The following is a 15,874-nucleotide window of genomic DNA, read 5'->3' on the forward strand; positions in this document are numbered from 1 at the left end:
CGCTGTAACTCAATTTCTCTTCCTGCATGGTTTCCACGACCAGTTTTTTGAATTCCGGCGTATATCGTTTGTTTGGTACTCCTTTTGGCATAACAAATCACCCCACTTGTTAGATAGTATATCATACTGTCTAACAAATGGGGTGCAGTTCAAATCTTCGGACGGCCTTTTCAGTTTCTTTTACCGGTTTGCGCCGTCGAGCGCACTTTCGTGGAGCACTGTGCCGTCCGGCAGCGTAAAGGCGTCCTCCGCCACGTTCCCGCTGTCGACGCTCATGCCCGCCATGCGGTAGACGACATCCTCGCCCTGCAATTTTTCCGCCGCGCAGAGAAGGCCGTCGCTCACGCTGACCCAGTGGCGCTCAATGTAGCCGCCGTCATCGGCGGCAGTTTCCACAAAGATGCAGTCCACGGTGTCGAGCAGGCGGTAATCCGCCGCGGCGATGCGCTTTTTGTCAAGGCGCAGGATGTCCTCATACGTCGGGATGCCCTGCTCCTCGTCGGCGGTGAAGGCTGCGGCGCTCTCGTAATAGAGCTCGCTGCCGCCGTACCAGACCCACGTTCTTTCCCCGTTGGAGATCGTGTGGCTCTGCGCGCCGCTCGCCTGCTCGGTGTCGACGCGCATCCACGCTCCGTCGACGCTGACACTGCTGCGGTCGACGCCGCTGCCGCCGGAATAGTAGCGCTCGATCGTGATGGCGCGCGAGTAGCGCGCGGGACGTTCAAGCGTCGCAATGGCGGACTGCACCGTGTCGGGCCGCACGGCGATGCGGCCCACGGCGCTGTCGTCGAGCGACGCGTCGCTCACATCTCCGCTGCTCGCATACTGCGGCAGCACGACATGCGCGGGGCGGTGCAGCGCGCCGCGCACCACAAACAGGAGCACCAGCAAAACGAGCGCGACGAAAGCAGCGCCAATGGGCGTCACCCTCCGCTTTCTCATTCCGCTCCACTCCCTTCTTTCATTCCGTCAAAATCAGGCGTTAAAATCCGCGGGGCGCTCGCTCCGGCAGCCAAAGTGCCACAAAATCGCATCGGCGATGCGTGCGCAGGCGTGGCCGTCGCCATAGGGGTTGACGGCGTGCGCCATCGCGTCGTACGCCTCCCTGCTGCGAAGAAGCTCGTTGCCCATGCGCAGCACATCGTCGTACTCGACGCCGCAGAGCTTCACCGTGCCGGCGGCGACCGCCTCGGGGCGCTCGGTCTCTTTACGCATGACAAGGACGGGCTTGCCGAGCGCAGGAGCCTCCTCCTGGAGTCCGCCACTGTCGGTCATCACCATGTAGCAGCGCGCCATAAGATTGTGCATCTCGTCCGCGCTCAGCGGGTCAATCAAATGTACGCGCGGCGTACCGGCGAGGAACTTCTGCGCGTTCTCGCGCACGACAGGGCTGAGGTGCACGGGGTAGACGAGCTCGCAGTCCTCATTCTGGAGGGCGATGTCGCGCAGCGCGGTCATGATGTTCTCCATGGGCTGGCCGTAATTCTCGCGGCGGTGGCACGTCACGAGCACGACCTTTCTTGAATAGTCCAGCTCGTTGAGCAGTTCTGTTGTAAAGCGGTAATCCTTGCGCACCGTTGTTTTCAGTGCGTCAATGACCGTATTGCCCGTGATGAAAAGTCCCTCGGTCACGCCCTCTTTGAGTAAGTTCTCGCGGTTATTTTTCGTCGGGCAGAAATAGAGGTCGGCGATGGCCGTGACGAGCTTACGGTTCATCTCCTCGGGGAACGGGGAGTATTTGTCGTAGGTGCGAAGGCCCGCCTCCACATGTCCGACGGGCACCTTGTGGTAAAAGGCCGAGAGCGCACCGGCAAACGTCGTGCTCGTGTCGCCGTGGACTAAGATCATGTCAGGCTTTAATTGCTCAATGGCGTCGTCCATACCGAGCAGACACTTGCTCGTGATGGTCGAGAGCGTCTGCCGCGGGGTCATAATATCAAGGTCGCAGTCGGCCTTGAGGTCGAAGACCTCCATCACGCTATCGAGCATTTCGCGGTGCTGCGCCGTCACGCAGCAAAGGCTCTCGATCTCGTCGCGCGAGGCAAGCTCCTTGACAAGCGGAGCCATCTTGATGGCCTCGGGCCGCGTGCCGAACACGCTCATAATGCGCAGTTTTTCCATTTATGCTTCCTCTTTTTTCTTTTCGTTGGATTCTTCTTCAGGTTCCGCAGGCACGGTTTCCGCCGGTGTGGCGGTCTCTGTGCTCTTCTCCTCTGCCGTCGCCTTTTCCGCCTGCAACGCCTTGTCGATATCGCGGCGGAAGATGACGCGCGAGGCAAGGAACGCCGCCACCGCCAGCGCCATCAGAAAGAGCATCGCCTTGATCGCGCCGCTCGACGTCAGCACCACGGCGGAAAGGCCGAGGATACTGCTGATGACGTACAGCGCCGCGACGGCCTGCTTCTGGTTGAGGCCCATGTCGATGAGGCGGTGGTGGATGTGTCCGCGGTCAGGCGCCATCGGGTTCTGCCCGTGGGCAAGGCGGCGGATGATGGCAAAGAGCGTGTCGAACATCGGCAGGCCCAAGATCAGGAACGGCACCGCGAACGACACGATGGCGTAGTACTTGAAAAGGCCCTGGATCGAGATCGTCGCAAGGATGTAGCCGAGGAACGTCGAGCCCGTGTCGCCCATAAACATCTTGGCCGGATTCTTGTTGTACGGCATGAAACCGAGGCACGCACCCACAAGCGCGGCCATCACGAGCGCCACATCACTTTCAGAGACGAGCAGCGCGATGACGAGCATCGAAATGGCGCTGATGGTCGAAACGCCGCAGGCAAGGCCGTCCAGGCCGTCGATGAGGTTGACGGCGTTCGTGATGCCGACGATCCACAAGACTGTGATGGGGATGGACAACCAGCCGAGGTCCCAATACGGGCTTTCAGCAAAGACGTTCGGGTTGGAGAGCGTCTGGATCACGACGCCGTGAAACACGGCGACGAGCGCCGCGAAGATCTGCACGCAGAACTTAAAATACGCGCGCAGCGGGGACATATCGTCCACTACGCCCAAAACAACGATGATGGACGCGCCCAGCAAAATGCCCTGTAACTGATGGTCGACCTTGACGAACAGCAGCATGCTCACGATAAAGCCGAGGAAGATTGCAAGGCCGCCGAGGCGCGGTACGGGCTTTTTGTGCATGCGGCGGTTGTCCTTCGGCACGTCGATCGCGCCGATCTTATAGGCAAACGACTTGACGAGCGGGCACATCAGAAAGCTGACGGCAAACGCGCACAGCAGCGCGCCGCCGACGCTCAGCAATAACTCTTTCGGAATTCCGTTCATGTTCTCCACCCTTTAATCAGCGCGCGACAAAGCCGACCTTCTTGTAGACCTTGCGCAGCGTTTTTTCTGCCACGTAAGACGCCTTCTGTGCGCCCGCGCGATACACGGACTCGAGATACGCCTTGTCGCCCAAAATGCGCGTGGCCTCCTCGCGGATGGGGCGCAGGGTTTCAACGACGGCTTCGCCCACGGCGGGCTTGAACGCGCCGTAGCCCTTACCGGCGAACTCCTGCTCGATCTCGTCAAAGCTCTTGCCCGTCACAGCGGAGTAGATGGTCATCAGGTTCGCAACGCCGGGCTTGTTCGTGGGATCATAGCGCACGCAGTTTTCCGTGTCGCTGTCGGTCACGGCGCGCTTGAACTTGCGCAGGATATCCTCGGGCTTTTCCATCAGGTAAATGGAGCCGTTGGGGTCCTTATCGGACTTCGACATCTTGGCTCCCGGGTCGCTCAGGCTCATCACGCGCGCACCGACCTTGGGAATGTACGGCTCGGGCATCTTGAAGACGTCGCCATAGATGCCGTTGAAGCGCTGGACGATGTTACGGCAGAGCTCGACATGCTGCTTCTGATCCTCGCCCACAGGGACATAGTCGGGCTGATAGAGCAGGATATCCGCCGCCATCAGCGCAGGATAGGTGAAGAGACCGCCGTTGATGTTCTCGCTGTTCTTGGCGGACTTGTCCTTAAACTGCGTCATGCGCGAGAGCTCGCCGAACATCGTATAGCAGTTCAGGACCCAGCCGAGCTCGGCGTGCTGCGGCACGTGGGACTGGATGAACAGCGTGTTCTTCTCGGGGTCCAAGCCGCAGGCGATGTACTGCGCCAGCTGCTCGAGCGTGCGGCGGCGCAGCGCCGCAGGGTCCTGACGCACGGTGATCGAGTGCATATCGGCCATGAAGTAGTAGTTGTCAAATTCCTCGTCGCGCTCCGCCCAGTTCTTGATCGCGCCGAGGTAGGACCCGAGGGTCAGATCGCCGCTGGGCTGAATGCCGGACAGCATCACTTTCTTGCGCGCCGCGTTTTCCATGTTTTCCATCATTTTTTCTCCGATCTGTTTGTTTTTCTCATTTTATCTCGAATTGCGCCGTTTTGGCGCAGCTATCGACCCAATTTGTTATGTTACCATACCCCTTTTCAAAATACAAGCATATTCCGGTGAAAAAGAGCGTCGTGCGTTCGTTGACTTTTCGGTCAAAATATGGTGTAATAAGCTATCTTTATTTTGATTTCACTTCAGGAGGTCATCTATGTCCATCGACATGAAGTATTTTGAGGAAATGGAAGCGAAGATCCCGCACGGTAAGGTGCGCACGCGCTTCGCTCCCTCCCCCACGGGCTATATGCACGTGGGCAACCTGCGCACCGCGCTCTATACCTATCTGATCGCCCGCCACGCAAACGGCACGTTCATTCTCCGCATCGAGGATACCGACCAGGGGCGTCTCGTCGAGGGCGCAACGGACGTCATCTACCGCACGATGGCGGAATGCGGCCTTTCCCACGATGAAGGCCCCGACGTCGGCGGCCCCGTCGCCCCGTATATCCAGAGCGAGCGCCGCGACACCTACGGCAGGTACGCCGAGCTTTTAGTCGAGCGCGGCCACGCCTACTACTGCTTCTGCGAAAAGGCCGAGAGCGAGGAGGACAGCGGCGAATTTGACCGCGCGGACGATCCCTGCCGCGACCTGCCGCTCGAAGAGGCCAAGGCGCGCGTCGCCGCGGGCGAGCCCTACGTCATTCGCCAGCGTATCCCGAAGGACGGCACCACGACCTTCCACGATGCAAGCTTTGGCGACATCACGGTGGAGAATACGACGCTCGACGATCAGGTGCTCTTGAAGCGCGATGGTCTGCCGACCTACAACTTTGCCAACGTCATCGACGACCACCTCATGGGCATCACCCATGTCGTGCGCGGCAGCGAATATCTCTCCTCCGCCCCGAAGTACAACCTCCTCTACGAGGGCTTCGGCTGGGAGGTGCCGACCTACGTGCACTGCTCCCCCGTCATGCGCGACGCGCAGCATAAGATGAGTAAACGCAACGGCGACCCGAGCTATGAAGACCTCAAGGCGCAGGGCTACCTGACGCCCGCCATCCTCAACTATGTGGCGTTGCTCGGCTGGTCGCCGCGCGGCGAGCAGAGCGAGCAGGAGTTCTTCACGCTCGACGAGCTGGTAGGGGCGTTCGACATCGGCGGCATCTCCAAGTCCCCTGCCATTTTCGACATCGAAAAGCTGACGTATTTCAACGCGAATTATCTGCGCAATCTCCCGCCCGAGGAATTCTGTAAAGTTGCCGAGCCTTACATCCGTCAGGCCGTCAAGAACGAAGCGTACTCCGTCGGTGAGATCGCAGCACTCTTACAGGCCCGCTGCGAAAAGCTCACCGACATTCCCGAAAAGGTCGACTTCTTCGATGCTCTTCCCGAGTACGGCGTTGAGTTCTACACGAACAAGAAGTCCAAGACCAACAGCGAGGTCTCGCTCGACATGCTCAATAAGGTCCTGCCCAAGCTCGAAAGTCTTCCCGCGTGGACGAACGACGCCATCCATGACATGCTCGTCTCATTCGCCGAAGAGCTCGGCGTGAAGAACGCGACGCTCATGTGGCCGCTGCGCATCGCCGTTGCGGGCAAGCTCGTCACGCCCGGCGGCGCTGTCGAAATTTGCCATATCCTCGGCCGTGAGGAGACGATCAAGCGCGTCAAGGCCGGTATCGCCAAGCTGGCATGATCTTCGAACTCTGCCCCACGCTCTCGCGCGATCTCATCAAGCGGGAATTTTTGAACACCGCCGCCGCGTTCGGCGTGCTGGTGCTTCTTGGCTTTGCCGCAGGGATGCTCTTCCCCGATATGGCGCAGCAGATCCTTCAAAACTTCGCCGCACAGATCGAGCAGCTGGGACTTACCGACGATGTTCCCCAGTCGCAGATGATGGCGACGCTGTTTTTCAACAACATCACGGCGTCCCTCCTCTCGATGCTCTACGGGCTCATCCCGTTCCTGCCGCTCAGTGCGCTCGCGCTCGGCACGAATGCGCTGATGCTCGGCGCGTTCGCCGCCATCTATCAGCAGCAGGGCATCGGTCTCGGTGTGTATGTTCTCGGCGTTTTGCCCCACGGCATTTTTGAGCTGTCCGCACTGATCTTATCCTGCGCGCTGGGCCTTCTCATCTGCCGCACGGGGACGGAACGGATCCTCAAAAAGAGCGATACGCCCTTTTTCCGCCGTGTGCTGGACTGCATCCGCGTCTTTTTGACATTCTCTGTGCCGCTGCTGCTGGTGGCCGCGCTCATCGAGACGTACGTCACGCCTGCACTTTTGAACCTTGTGCTGTAAACGGCAAGGTTGACTTTCGTTCCACACAACTATATAATGGACCTGTCAAGATTTTGTAGAATTTTCATCTGCTGTTTCTTCAGGGATTGAGGAAAAGCACCGCTCCTGCGGCGCTTTTCCTTTTTCGTCAAAAAATGAGAGATTCGTCCCGCCGCGGGACAGAGAAAGAGAGGTGCGCATGGCGCAGACAGTTCCGGCAAGGCAGACCGTGCAGAACATGACGGAGGGCAGCCCCGTCTCGCTGATTTTGCGCTTTGCGCTGCCGATCTTCATCAGTCAGGTCTTCCAGCAGCTATACAGCACGGCGGACGCGTTCATTGTGGGCAAATACCTCGGCACGAACGCCTTTGCCGCTGTCAGCTCGTCCGGCACGCTCATCATGCTGCTCACAAGCCTCTTTATCGGCACGGCCATGGGCGCGGGCGTCGCGATCTCAAAGTACTTCGGCGCGGGCGACTATGAAAACGTCTCGCGCGCCGTCCACACGAACCTGGCGTTCGGTATCGTGTCGGGCACACTGCTGACGCTCATCGGCGTATTCCTCACGCCGACGTTTTTGGTCTGGATGAACACCGACGCGCAGGTCATGCCGCAGGCGGTCGAATACTTCCGCTACTACTTCCTCGGCGTGCTGGCAACGGTGCTCTACAACATGTGCACGAGCATTCTTAACGCCCTCGGCGACAGCCGGAGGCCCCTGCACTATCTGATCATTTCGTCGCTCGTCAACATCGCGCTCGACCTGCTGTTCATCGGCGCGTTCCGCTGGGGCGTGTGGTCCGCCGCCGTGGCGACTGTCCTCTCCCAGGGGACGAGCTGCGTGCTCTGCCTCATCCACCTGCTCAAAAAGGGTGAGGTCTACACCGTCACGCCGCGCAACATCCGCTTCCACAGCGCCATGCTCAGCGAGATCATCCGCTACGGTCTCCCCTCCGGCGTGCAGAACTGCGTCATCGGCCTTGCCAACGTCATCGTCCAGTCGCAGATCAACTCCTTCGGTATGCTTGCCATGGCCGCCTACGGCGCGCACTGCAAGATTGAAGGCTTTGCCTTCCTGCCCATCACGAGCTTCACGATGGCCTGCACCACGTTCGTTGGTCAGAACCTCGGCGCCAAGCAGTATGACCGCGCCAAGCGCGGCGCGCGGTTCTGTATCATCATCGCCGTCGTGATGGCCGAGCTCATCGGCCTGTGCTATTACATCTGGGCAAGTCAGCTCATTTCCCTTTTCGACAGCACCCCCGGCGTTGTCGCCCTCGGCATGCAACAGGCGCGCACGGTGGCACTGTTCTACTGCCTGCTGGCGTTTTCGCACTCTATCGCGGCGGTCTGCCGCGGCGCGGGCCGCGCGGTCGTGCCGATGATGATCATGCTCTCCGTCTGGTGCGTCATCCGCATCATCTACATCATGCTCGTCGTCCACTTCATCGGCGAGATCGGCTACATCTACTGGGCGTATCCCCTCACCTGGGCGATCAGCTCCACCATCTATCTCATTTATTACCTGCGCTCTGACTGGGTGCACGGATTTGAAAGGTGACTCTATGTCTTCTCCTGCGTTCCGCTTCCGCCTCGCCACCCTTGACGACGCTCCCGCGCTTCTGAGCATCTATGCGCCGTACGTCGAAAAGACGGCCATCTCGTTTGAATACGACGTACCGTCGCTCGACGAATTCCGCCGCCGCATCGCGGATATCTCGCGCAAATACCCTTATCTCGTCGCGGAGGATGAAAATGGCCAGCTCCTCGGCTACGCCTATACGCACACGTTCATCGCGCGTAAGGCCTACGACCACTGTGCGGAGACGACGATCTATCTCGCCCTCGACGCGCGCAAGCACGGTCTCGGCAAGCGCTTCTACCGCACGATTGAGGAGCTGTCGCTCGCTCAGAACATCTACAATCTCTATGCCTGCATCGGCGAGCCGCAGGGCGCGGACGACGAATATTTAACGGACAACAGCATCCGCTTCCATGAGCACATGGGCTTCCGTCGCATCGGCGTGTTCACGCGCAGCGGCTACAAGTTCGGCCGCTGGTACAACATGTCCTGGGCGGAAAAACTGCTCATGGAGCATCCCGAGCATCCCGAACCGGTCATCCCCTTCCCGCAGCTCGACAAGGCGCTTGTCGCCGACATCCTTCGCCGCGCCGCGGAATAAAGAACCGAAATTTTACAAAAAATCATGCACACCCTATTGACATTGCCGATGGGGTGTGCTATATTTTCGCTCAAGTTAATACCGCAAACCGTTGAAGCGGAGATAACGGCAGTGATGCCTTCACAGAGAGCCTGCGATGCTGAAAATCAGGCAAGATACACATTCAAATGGACCGCCGAGGGTGCAGCGAAATGCGTTTTATGCGCAGAGTATCCTGCAACGTGTTGGCATACGTCAGTTGCCGGGAGATATGATGGTATCTCCGCCAAGCGCACGGGTAACCGTGAATTCAAGGTGGCACCGCAGATCGTTCGTTTCTCTCATATCGTATTCGTCCTTGACAGACTGTACCGTTCTGTCGGGGGCGCTTTTGTTTGCGCAATAAGCTCCTTTGGCAGAACGCCAAAGGAGCTTTTCTTTTTCAGGAGGTCACTCATGCATATCCTACCACCGCTCGAAACCGTCAAAGACATCGCCGCGACGCAGCAGTACGACGTGCTCCCGCTGAGCTGCGAAATTCTTTCCGACTTCATCACCCCCATCGAAGCGATGCGCATCCTCAAGAACGTGTCCACCCACTGTTACATGCTCGAATCCGCGCAGGCGGACGACCGCTGGGACCGCTACACGTTTTTGGGCTTCGACCCAAAGCTCGAGATCACGTGCATTGACGGCAAAATGAAGGCTGGCGGCCTCACCGTCCGCACGGACGATCCGTCCCAATACCTGCGTGAGCTGCTATCAAGCTACAGAAGCCCCCGCTTCGACTACCTCCCCTCCTTCACCGGCGGGCTCGTGGGGTATTTTTCTTACGATTATCTCAAATACAGCGAGCCGAGCGTCCGCTGCGGCGAGCAGGACGAGGACAGCTTCAAGGATGTCGATTTGATGCTCTTTGACAAGGTCATCGCCTTCGATCATGTGCGGCAGAAGATCGTGCTCATCGTCAACATGGCGCTCAGCGACGTCGAGGTCGGCTACAACAAGGCAAAGCTCGAGCTTGAGCAGCTCGTCTCGCTCCTCAAAACCGGCGAAAAGAAGCAGGAAGCACCGGGGCGGCTCCTCGGCGAAGTCACGCCGCTTTTCTCCAAGGAGCAGTTCTGCGCGATGGTCGAAACCGCCAAGCACCACATCCGCGAGGGCGATATCTTTCAGATCGTACTCTCGAACCGCCTGAGTGCGCCGTTTGAAGGGAGCCTGCTTGACACCTACCGCGTGCTGCGCACCATCAATCCCTCGCCGTACATGTTCTACTTTTCCTGCACCGACGTTGAGGTCGCGGGCGCGTCGCCCGAAACGCTCGTCAAGCTCAAAGACGGCGTGCTGCACACCTTTCCCCTCGCGGGGACCCGTCCGCGCGGCAAAATGGACGAGGAGGACAAGTCGCTTGAAGAGAGCCTGCTGCACGACGAAAAGGAGCTTGCCGAGCACAACATGCTCGTCGACCTCGGGCGCAACGACCTCGGCAAGGTCAGCAAATTCAGCACGGTGCAGGTCGAAAAGCTGCACTCCATCGAGCGCTACTCCCACGTGATGCACATCGGCTCCACCGTGCGCGGCGAGATTCGCGATGACCGCGACGCGCTTGACGCCATTGAGGCCGTGCTCCCCGCCGGAACGCTCTCCGGCGCGCCGAAGATCCGCGCCTGCCAGCTCATCGGTGAGCTTGAGAACAACAAGCGCGGCATTTACGGCGGGGCCATCGGCTACATCGACTTCACCGGCAACATGGACACCTGCATCGCCATCCGCATCGCCTACAAGAAAAACGGGCGCGTGTTCGTCCGCAGCGGCGCGGGCATCGTGGCAGATTCCGTCCCCGAAACAGAGTATCAGGAATGCATCAACAAGGCGAAGGCCGTGGTCAGCGCCTTGACGCTTGCGCAGGAGGAAGACCTGTGATCCTTTTGATCGACAATTACGATAGCTTTTCCTATAACCTCTATCAGCTCGTCGGCGCGATCGATCCAGACATCCGCGTCATCCGTAACGATGAGTTGCGCATCGAAGAGATCGACGCGCTGCACCCCGCGCGCATCATCCTCTCCCCCGGCCCCGGGCGGCCCGAAGACGCAGGCATTCTCATCGACGTTGTGAAGACGCTCTCGCCCCGCATCCCGACGCTCGGCGTATGCCTCGGGCATCAGGCCATCTGCGCCGCCTTCGGTGCGACCGTGACCTATGCTAAAGAGCTAATGCACGGTAAGCAGTCGCTCGTCCACTTCGACACGAGCTCGCGGCTCTTCCAAAACTGCCCCAAGACCGCGCCCGTCGCGCGCTACCATTCCCTCACGGCCGACGCCGCCACCATGCCGGACTGCCTGAAAGTCACCGCCGTCACAGACGACGGCGAGATCATGGCCGTGCAGCACAAGGACTATCTCATCTGCGGGGTGCAGTTTCATCCCGAATCCATTATGACGCCGAACGGCAAAACCATGCTGGAAGACTTTTTGAAGGAGAATTGAAACCATGATCAAAGAAGCCATCGTGAAGATCGTCAACAAGGGCGATCTCAGTCATGACGAAGCCTACGCCGTGATGAACGAGATCATGAGCGGCGAGACCACCCCCACCCAGAACGCAGCGTTCCTCGCGGCCCTCTCGACCAAGAGCGCCCGCGCCGAGACGACCGATGAGATCGCAGGCTGTGCCGCCGCCATGCGCGACCACGCCACAAAGGTAGACACCGGCATGGACATCTTCGAGATCGTCGGCACCGGCGGCGACAACGCCCACAGCTTCAATATTTCCACCACCTCCGCCCTCGTTGCGGCGGCGGGCGGCATGAAGGTCGCCAAGCACGGCAGACTGCCTCGAAGCGCTCGGCGTCAACATCCAGCAGAGCCCCGAGCAGTGCGTGGAGCTCTTAAAAGAGGTCGGCATGTGCTTCTTCTTCGCACAGAAGTACCACAGCTCGATGAAATACGTCGGTGCCATCCGCAAGGAGCTGGGCTTCCGCACGGTGTTTAACATCTTGGGGCCGCTGACAAACCCCGGCTCGCCGAAGATGCAGCTGCTCGGCGTGTACGACGAATACCTTGTCGAGCCGCTCGCGCGCGTGCTCGTGAGCCTTGGCGTCAAGCGCGGCATGGTCGTCTACGGACAGGACAAGCTCGACGAAATTTCTCTCAGCGCGCCGACGAGCGTGTGCGAAATCCGCGACGGCTGGTACAAGAGCTATGTCATCACACCCGAGGACTTCGGCTTTGACCGCTGCACGAAAGACGACCTCAAGGGCGGCGCGCCGGAGGAAAACGCCGCCATCACCCGCGCGATCCTGTCGGGCGAAAAGGGCCACAAGCGCAACGCGGTGCTGATGAACGCGGGCGCGGCGCTCTACATCGGCGGCAAGGCGGAGAGCATGAAGGACGGCATCGCCCTCGCCGCCGAGCTCATTGACTCCGGCAAGGCGCTTGAAACGCTCGAGCGATTCATCGCCGTCAGCAACCGCGCGGAGGCGAACGCATGAGCATCCTCGACGAGCTGGCCGCCCACGCCCGTGAGCGCGTGCTGGCAGACAGCGAGAACATGAGCCTTGATATCTTACAGGCGATGTGCCGCGAAAAGGGCCGCGCGAACGGTGCGCGCTTTTACGACGCGCTCAAAAAGGGCGATCTGTCCTTCATCTGCGAGGTGAAAAAGGCCTCGCTCTCCAAGGGCGTCATCGCGCGGGACTTTCCCTATCTCGACATCGCGCGCGATTACGAGGCCGCCGGTGCGGACTGCATCTCGTGCCTGACAGAACCCAAGTGGTTTTTGGGCTCGGACGACATCTTCCGCGAAATTCGCGCCGCCGTTTCAACGCCGATGCTGCGCAAGGACTTCACCGTCAGCGACTACCAGCTCTATCAGTCCCGCCTGATGGGCGCGGACTGCGTGCTGCTGATCTGCGCGCTGCTGGACACGAAGACGCTCGCGCAATATCTCGCCGTCTGCGACGAACTCGGACTCTCCGCGCTCGTGGAGACGCACGACGCGGACGAGATCCGCTCCGCCGTCGCGGCGGGCGCGAAGATCATCGGCGTCAACAACCGCAATCTGAAAGATTTTTCCGTCGACTTTTCCAACGCCGCGCGGCTGCGCGACCTCATCCCGCCGGAAGCGGTCTACGTGGCCGAGTCCGGCGTGCAGAGCGCGCAGGACGTCGCCGCACTCCGCTCGATCGGTGCCGACGCGGTACTGATCGGCGAAACACTGATGCGGGCCCCCGACAAGGCCAGGCGGCTCGCAGAATTGAGAGGTAACTTATGACCAAGGTAAAACTCAGCGGCCTGTCGCGCGAAAGCGACATTGCCGCCGTCAACAAGCTTAAGCCCGACCTCGTCGGCTTCGTCTTTGCCAAAAAGAGCAAGCGTTATGTGTCCCCCGAGCAGGCGGAACACCTCAAATCGCTGCTCGCCCCCGGCATTCTGGCCGCTGGCGTGTTCGTCAACGAACCGGTCGAGGCCGTGGCAGAGCTCTTAGACCGCGGCGTCATCGACGTCGCGCAGCTCCACGGCAGCGAGGACGACGACTACATCGCGCGCCTGCGCGCGCTGACGGGCAAGCCCATCTTCCGCGCGTTCAAGGTGAAAAGCGAAGCCGACCTCCCCGCCATCGAAAACTGCGCCGCCGACCTCGTGCTGCTCGACTCCGGCGCGGGCACGGGCAAGACATTCGACTGGAGCCTCGTCCGGAGCGTGCAGCGGCCCTATTTCCTCGCCGGCGGGCTCGACCCCGACAACGTCGCGGACGCCATCGCCGCGCTGCACCCCTACGGCGTGGACGTGAGCTCCGGCATCGAGACGGACGGCGTCAAGGACGAAAGCAAAATGGCGGCGTTCGTTGCCGCCGCGCACAAGGAGGGCTGAGAAATGTCGAATCCGAACGGGCGCTTTGGCGTGCACGGCGGACAGTACGTCCCCGAAACGCTGATAAACGCCATCATCGAGCTTGAGGAGGCCTACAACTACTACAAGGCCAACCCTGACTTTCAGAACGAGCTGACGCAGCTTTTGAACGACTACGCGGGCCGTCCCTCGCGTCTTTACTACGCGGAGAAGATGACAAAGAACCTCGGCGGCGCGAAGATCTACTTAAAGCACGAGGACCTGAACCACACCGGCGCGCACAAGATCAACAATGTGCTCGGTCAGGCGCTGCTCGCCAAAAAGATGGGCAAAACGCGCCTGATCGCCGAAACCGGTGCGGGCCAGCACGGCGTGGCGACCGCCACCGCCGCGGCGCTGATGGGCATGGAATGCGTCGTCTTCATGGGCAAGGAGGACACCATCCGCCAAGCGCTGAACGTCTACCGTATGCGCCTTCTCGGCGCGACGGTCGTGCCCGTCACCTCCGGCACCGCCACGCTCAAGGACGCCGTGTCCGAAGCCATGCGTGAGTGGACAACGCGCATCAGCGACACGCACTACTGCCTCGGTTCTGTGATGGGGCCGCACCCCTTCCCCACCATCGTGCGCGACTTCCAGTCCGTCATCTCAAGCGAGATCAAGCAGCAGCTCATGGAAAAAGAGGGCCGACTGCCTGACGCTGTGGTCGCGTGCGTCGGCGGCGGCTCGAACGCCATCGGCAGCTTTTACCATTTCATCGACGATCCTGCTGTGCGCCTCATCGGTGTTGAGGCCGCGGGCCGCGGCATCGACACGCTTGAGACCGCCGCGACCATCTCGACCGGCAGGCTCGGCATCTTCCACGGCATGAAGTCCTACTTCTGTCAGGACGAGTACGGTCAGATCGCGCCGGTGTATTCCATCTCCGCCGGTCTCGACTACCCCGGCGTCGGCCCTGAGCATGCGTACCTGCACGACATCGGCCGCGCAGAGTATGTTGCCATCACCGATGAGGAGGCCGTGCAGGCGTTCGAATACCTCGCCCGCACGGAGGGCATCATTCCCGCCATCGAATCGGCCCACGCCGTCGCCTACGCGCGAAAGCTCGCACCCACGATGGGGAGCGATCAGCTTCTTGTCGTCACGATCTCCGGCCGCGGCAACAAGGACTGCACCGCCATCGCCCGCTACAGAGGGGAGGATCTTCATGAGTGATCTTGCAAGAGCATTTGACCACGGCAAGGCGTTCATCGCCTTTCTGACCTGCGGCGACCCTGATCTTGAAACGACCGCGGCTGCCGTCCGCGCCGCCGTGCAAAACGGCGCTGACCTCATCGAGCTCGGTATCCCCTTCTCTGACCCCACGGCGGAGGGGCCCGTGATTCAGGCGGCAAACCTGCGCGCTCTGCAAAGCGGCACAACGACCGACAAGATCTTTGACCTTGTGCGCGAACTGCGGCGCGACGTGACGATCCCCATGGTCTTTATGACCTACGCGAACGTCGTCTTTTCCTACGGCACGGAGCGCTTTTTGTCGAACTGCCGTGACGCCGGCATCGACGGACTCATCCTGCCGGACGTGCCGTATGAGGAAAAGGAAGAATTTCTCCCCGCGTGCCACAAGTACGGCGTCGACTTCGTCTCCCTCATCGCACCGACGTCGGAAAGCCGCATCGCGATGATCGCGCGCGAGGCCGAAGGCTTCCTCTACATTGTCTCGTCGCTCGGCGTCACAGGCGAGCGCAGCGAGATCAAGACCGACCTTGCCTCCATCGTCTCCCTCGTGCGGGAAAACACAGATATTCCCTGCGCCATCGGCTTTGGCATCTCCACGCCCGAGCAGGCAAAGAAAATGGCCAACCTCTCCAACGGCGCGATCGTCGGCTCCGCCATCGTCAAGCTCCTTGCCCAGCACGGCAAGGACGCGCCCGAGCACGTCGGCGCGTATGTGAAGAACATGAAGGACTCCCTGCGGTGAAAAATAATAGGAAAAAGGGACCTCTGCTTTGATGCAGAGGTCCCTTTTTTGCATAAATACGATTTGTCGTCCCGTCATTCGATGGAGAACGTCTCTCCGAAGACGGAAACGCTGCTCACCGTTTCCGGGTCAAGAATTTCATCCATTTGGAAGCAGTAGCGCCCGCGCTTATCGAGATAAATAAGGGTCAAAGAATCGCAGAAACGAAAAAATCCTTGAAAGCACAATGCTTTCAAGGATCAATCATGGTGCGCGAGGCGGGACTTGA

The 15,874-nt window shown here is 60.1% G+C and carries 14 protein-coding genes and 1 pseudogene; 11 read left to right on the top strand and 4 right to left on the bottom strand.

What is annotated here, in order from left to right:
- Positions 1-180: 180 nt before the first annotated feature.
- The 4 genes from NI20_RS0113315 to trpS are packed head-to-tail and all read right to left on the bottom strand — an operon-like array spanning position 181 to position 4,321.
- Positions 181-942: a hypothetical protein gene (locus NI20_RS0113315; protein ID WP_033121875.1), complete on the bottom strand. Its 762-nt coding sequence runs from the start codon at positions 940-942 to the stop codon at positions 181-183.
- Positions 943-975: 33 nt separating this feature from the next.
- The gene (gene wecB / locus NI20_RS15780) at positions 976-2,121 is read right to left on the bottom strand and encodes a non-hydrolyzing UDP-N-acetylglucosamine 2-epimerase (protein WP_033121876.1); all 1,146 of its coding nucleotides are present in this window, start codon (positions 2,119-2,121) and stop codon (positions 976-978) included.
- Positions 2,122-3,291, bottom strand: a complete 1,170-nt coding sequence (locus NI20_RS15785; RefSeq protein WP_052084733.1) for an MraY family glycosyltransferase — start codon at positions 3,289-3,291, stop codon at positions 2,122-2,124.
- 16 nt (positions 3,292-3,307) lie between these two features.
- Positions 3,308-4,321, bottom strand: a complete 1,014-nt coding sequence (trpS, locus tag NI20_RS0113330; protein WP_033121887.1) for a tryptophan--tRNA ligase — start codon at positions 4,319-4,321, stop codon at positions 3,308-3,310.
- A gap of 220 nt (positions 4,322-4,541) precedes the next feature.
- Here trpS and gltX point away from each other — a divergent pair, with 220 nt between their 5' ends.
- The 11 genes and pseudogenes from gltX (at position 4,542) to trpA (ending at position 15,606) form a co-directional block, all read left to right on the top strand.
- The gene (gene gltX, locus NI20_RS0113335) at positions 4,542-6,029 is read left to right on the top strand and encodes a glutamate--tRNA ligase (RefSeq protein ID WP_033121877.1); all 1,488 of its coding nucleotides are present in this window, start codon (positions 4,542-4,544) and stop codon (positions 6,027-6,029) included.
- Positions 6,026-6,634, top strand: a complete 609-nt coding sequence (locus NI20_RS0113340; protein ID WP_033121878.1) for a stage II sporulation protein M — start codon at positions 6,026-6,028, stop codon at positions 6,632-6,634. The genes gltX and NI20_RS0113340 overlap by 4 nt, the downstream gene beginning before the upstream one ends.
- A 178-nt stretch (positions 6,635-6,812) precedes the next feature.
- On the top strand, positions 6,813-8,174 hold the full coding sequence (locus NI20_RS0113345; RefSeq protein WP_052084735.1) for an MATE family efflux transporter: 1,362 nt from the start codon (positions 6,813-6,815) through the stop codon (positions 8,172-8,174).
- Positions 8,175-8,178: 4 nt separating this feature from the next.
- Positions 8,179-8,796 (top strand): GNAT family N-acetyltransferase, encoded by a 618-nt coding sequence (locus NI20_RS0113350; protein ID WP_033121879.1) that lies wholly within the window; start codon positions 8,179-8,181, stop codon positions 8,794-8,796.
- 435 nt (positions 8,797-9,231) lie between these two features.
- Positions 9,232-10,698 (top strand): anthranilate synthase component I, encoded by a 1,467-nt coding sequence (gene trpE, locus NI20_RS0113355; RefSeq protein ID WP_033121880.1) that lies wholly within the window; start codon positions 9,232-9,234, stop codon positions 10,696-10,698.
- A complete protein-coding gene (locus NI20_RS0113360; RefSeq protein ID WP_033121881.1) occupies positions 10,695-11,264 on the top strand; it encodes an aminodeoxychorismate/anthranilate synthase component II in 570 nt (189 codons plus the stop codon). The genes trpE and NI20_RS0113360 overlap by 4 nt, the downstream gene beginning before the upstream one ends.
- Before the next feature lie 4 nt (positions 11,265-11,268).
- A pseudogene (gene trpD, locus NI20_RS13910) lies at positions 11,269-12,268 on the top strand (anthranilate phosphoribosyltransferase).
- Positions 12,265-13,050 carry an indole-3-glycerol phosphate synthase TrpC gene (gene trpC, locus NI20_RS0113370; protein WP_033121882.1) on the top strand — a complete coding sequence of 262 codons (786 nt, stop codon included), beginning with the start codon at positions 12,265-12,267 and terminating at the stop codon, positions 13,048-13,050. Before trpD ends, trpC begins: the two are co-directional and overlap by 4 nt.
- Entirely contained in the window at positions 13,047-13,649 is a 603-nt protein-coding gene (locus tag NI20_RS0113375) for a phosphoribosylanthranilate isomerase (RefSeq protein WP_033121883.1), read from the top strand. The genes trpC and NI20_RS0113375 overlap by 4 nt, the downstream gene beginning before the upstream one ends.
- Positions 13,650-13,652: 3 nt before the next feature.
- On the top strand, positions 13,653-14,843 hold the full coding sequence (trpB, locus tag NI20_RS0113380; protein WP_033121884.1) for a tryptophan synthase subunit beta: 1,191 nt from the start codon (positions 13,653-13,655) through the stop codon (positions 14,841-14,843).
- A complete protein-coding gene (trpA, locus tag NI20_RS0113385; RefSeq protein WP_033121885.1) occupies positions 14,836-15,606 on the top strand; it encodes a tryptophan synthase subunit alpha in 771 nt (256 codons plus the stop codon). Before trpB ends, trpA begins: the two co-directional genes overlap by 8 nt.
- Positions 15,607-15,874 lie beyond the last annotated feature (268 nt).

The organism is Oscillibacter sp. ER4 (assembly GCF_000765235.1).
GTDB classification, from domain to species: Bacteria; Bacillota; Clostridia; order Oscillospirales; family Oscillospiraceae; genus Hominicoprocola; species Hominicoprocola fusiformis.

Bases quoted from the DNA above. Each gene is read 5' to 3' on its own strand.
- NI20_RS15785 (WP_052084733.1), bottom strand. From the start codon at position 3,291: ATGAACGGAATTCCGAAAGAGTTATTGCTGAGCGTCGGCGGCGCGCTG.
- NI20_RS0113350 (WP_033121879.1), top strand. From the start codon at position 8,179: ATGTCTTCTCCTGCGTTCCGCTTCCGCCTCGCCACCCTTGACGACGCT.
- trpE (WP_033121880.1), top strand. From the start codon at position 9,232: ATGCATATCCTACCACCGCTCGAAACCGTCAAAGACATCGCCGCGACG.
- NI20_RS0113375 (WP_033121883.1), top strand. From the start codon at position 13,047: ATGACCAAGGTAAAACTCAGCGGCCTGTCGCGCGAAAGCGACATTGCC.
- NI20_RS0113345 (WP_052084735.1), top strand. From the start codon at position 6,813: ATGGCGCAGACAGTTCCGGCAAGGCAGACCGTGCAGAACATGACGGAG.
- NI20_RS0113315 (WP_033121875.1), bottom strand. From the start codon at position 942: ATGAGAAAGCGGAGGGTGACGCCCATTGGCGCTGCTTTCGTCGCGCTC.
- trpB (WP_033121884.1), top strand. From the start codon at position 13,653: ATGTCGAATCCGAACGGGCGCTTTGGCGTGCACGGCGGACAGTACGTC.
- gltX (WP_033121877.1), top strand. From the start codon at position 4,542: ATGTCCATCGACATGAAGTATTTTGAGGAAATGGAAGCGAAGATCCCG.
- trpC (WP_033121882.1), top strand. From the start codon at position 12,265: ATGAGCATCCTCGACGAGCTGGCCGCCCACGCCCGTGAGCGCGTGCTG.
- NI20_RS0113340 (WP_033121878.1), top strand. From the start codon at position 6,026: ATGATCTTCGAACTCTGCCCCACGCTCTCGCGCGATCTCATCAAGCGG.
- trpA (WP_033121885.1), top strand. From the start codon at position 14,836: ATGAGTGATCTTGCAAGAGCATTTGACCACGGCAAGGCGTTCATCGCC.
- wecB (WP_033121876.1), bottom strand. From the start codon at position 2,121: ATGGAAAAACTGCGCATTATGAGCGTGTTCGGCACGCGGCCCGAGGCC.
- trpS (WP_033121887.1), bottom strand. From the start codon at position 4,321: ATGGAAAACGCGGCGCGCAAGAAAGTGATGCTGTCCGGCATTCAGCCC.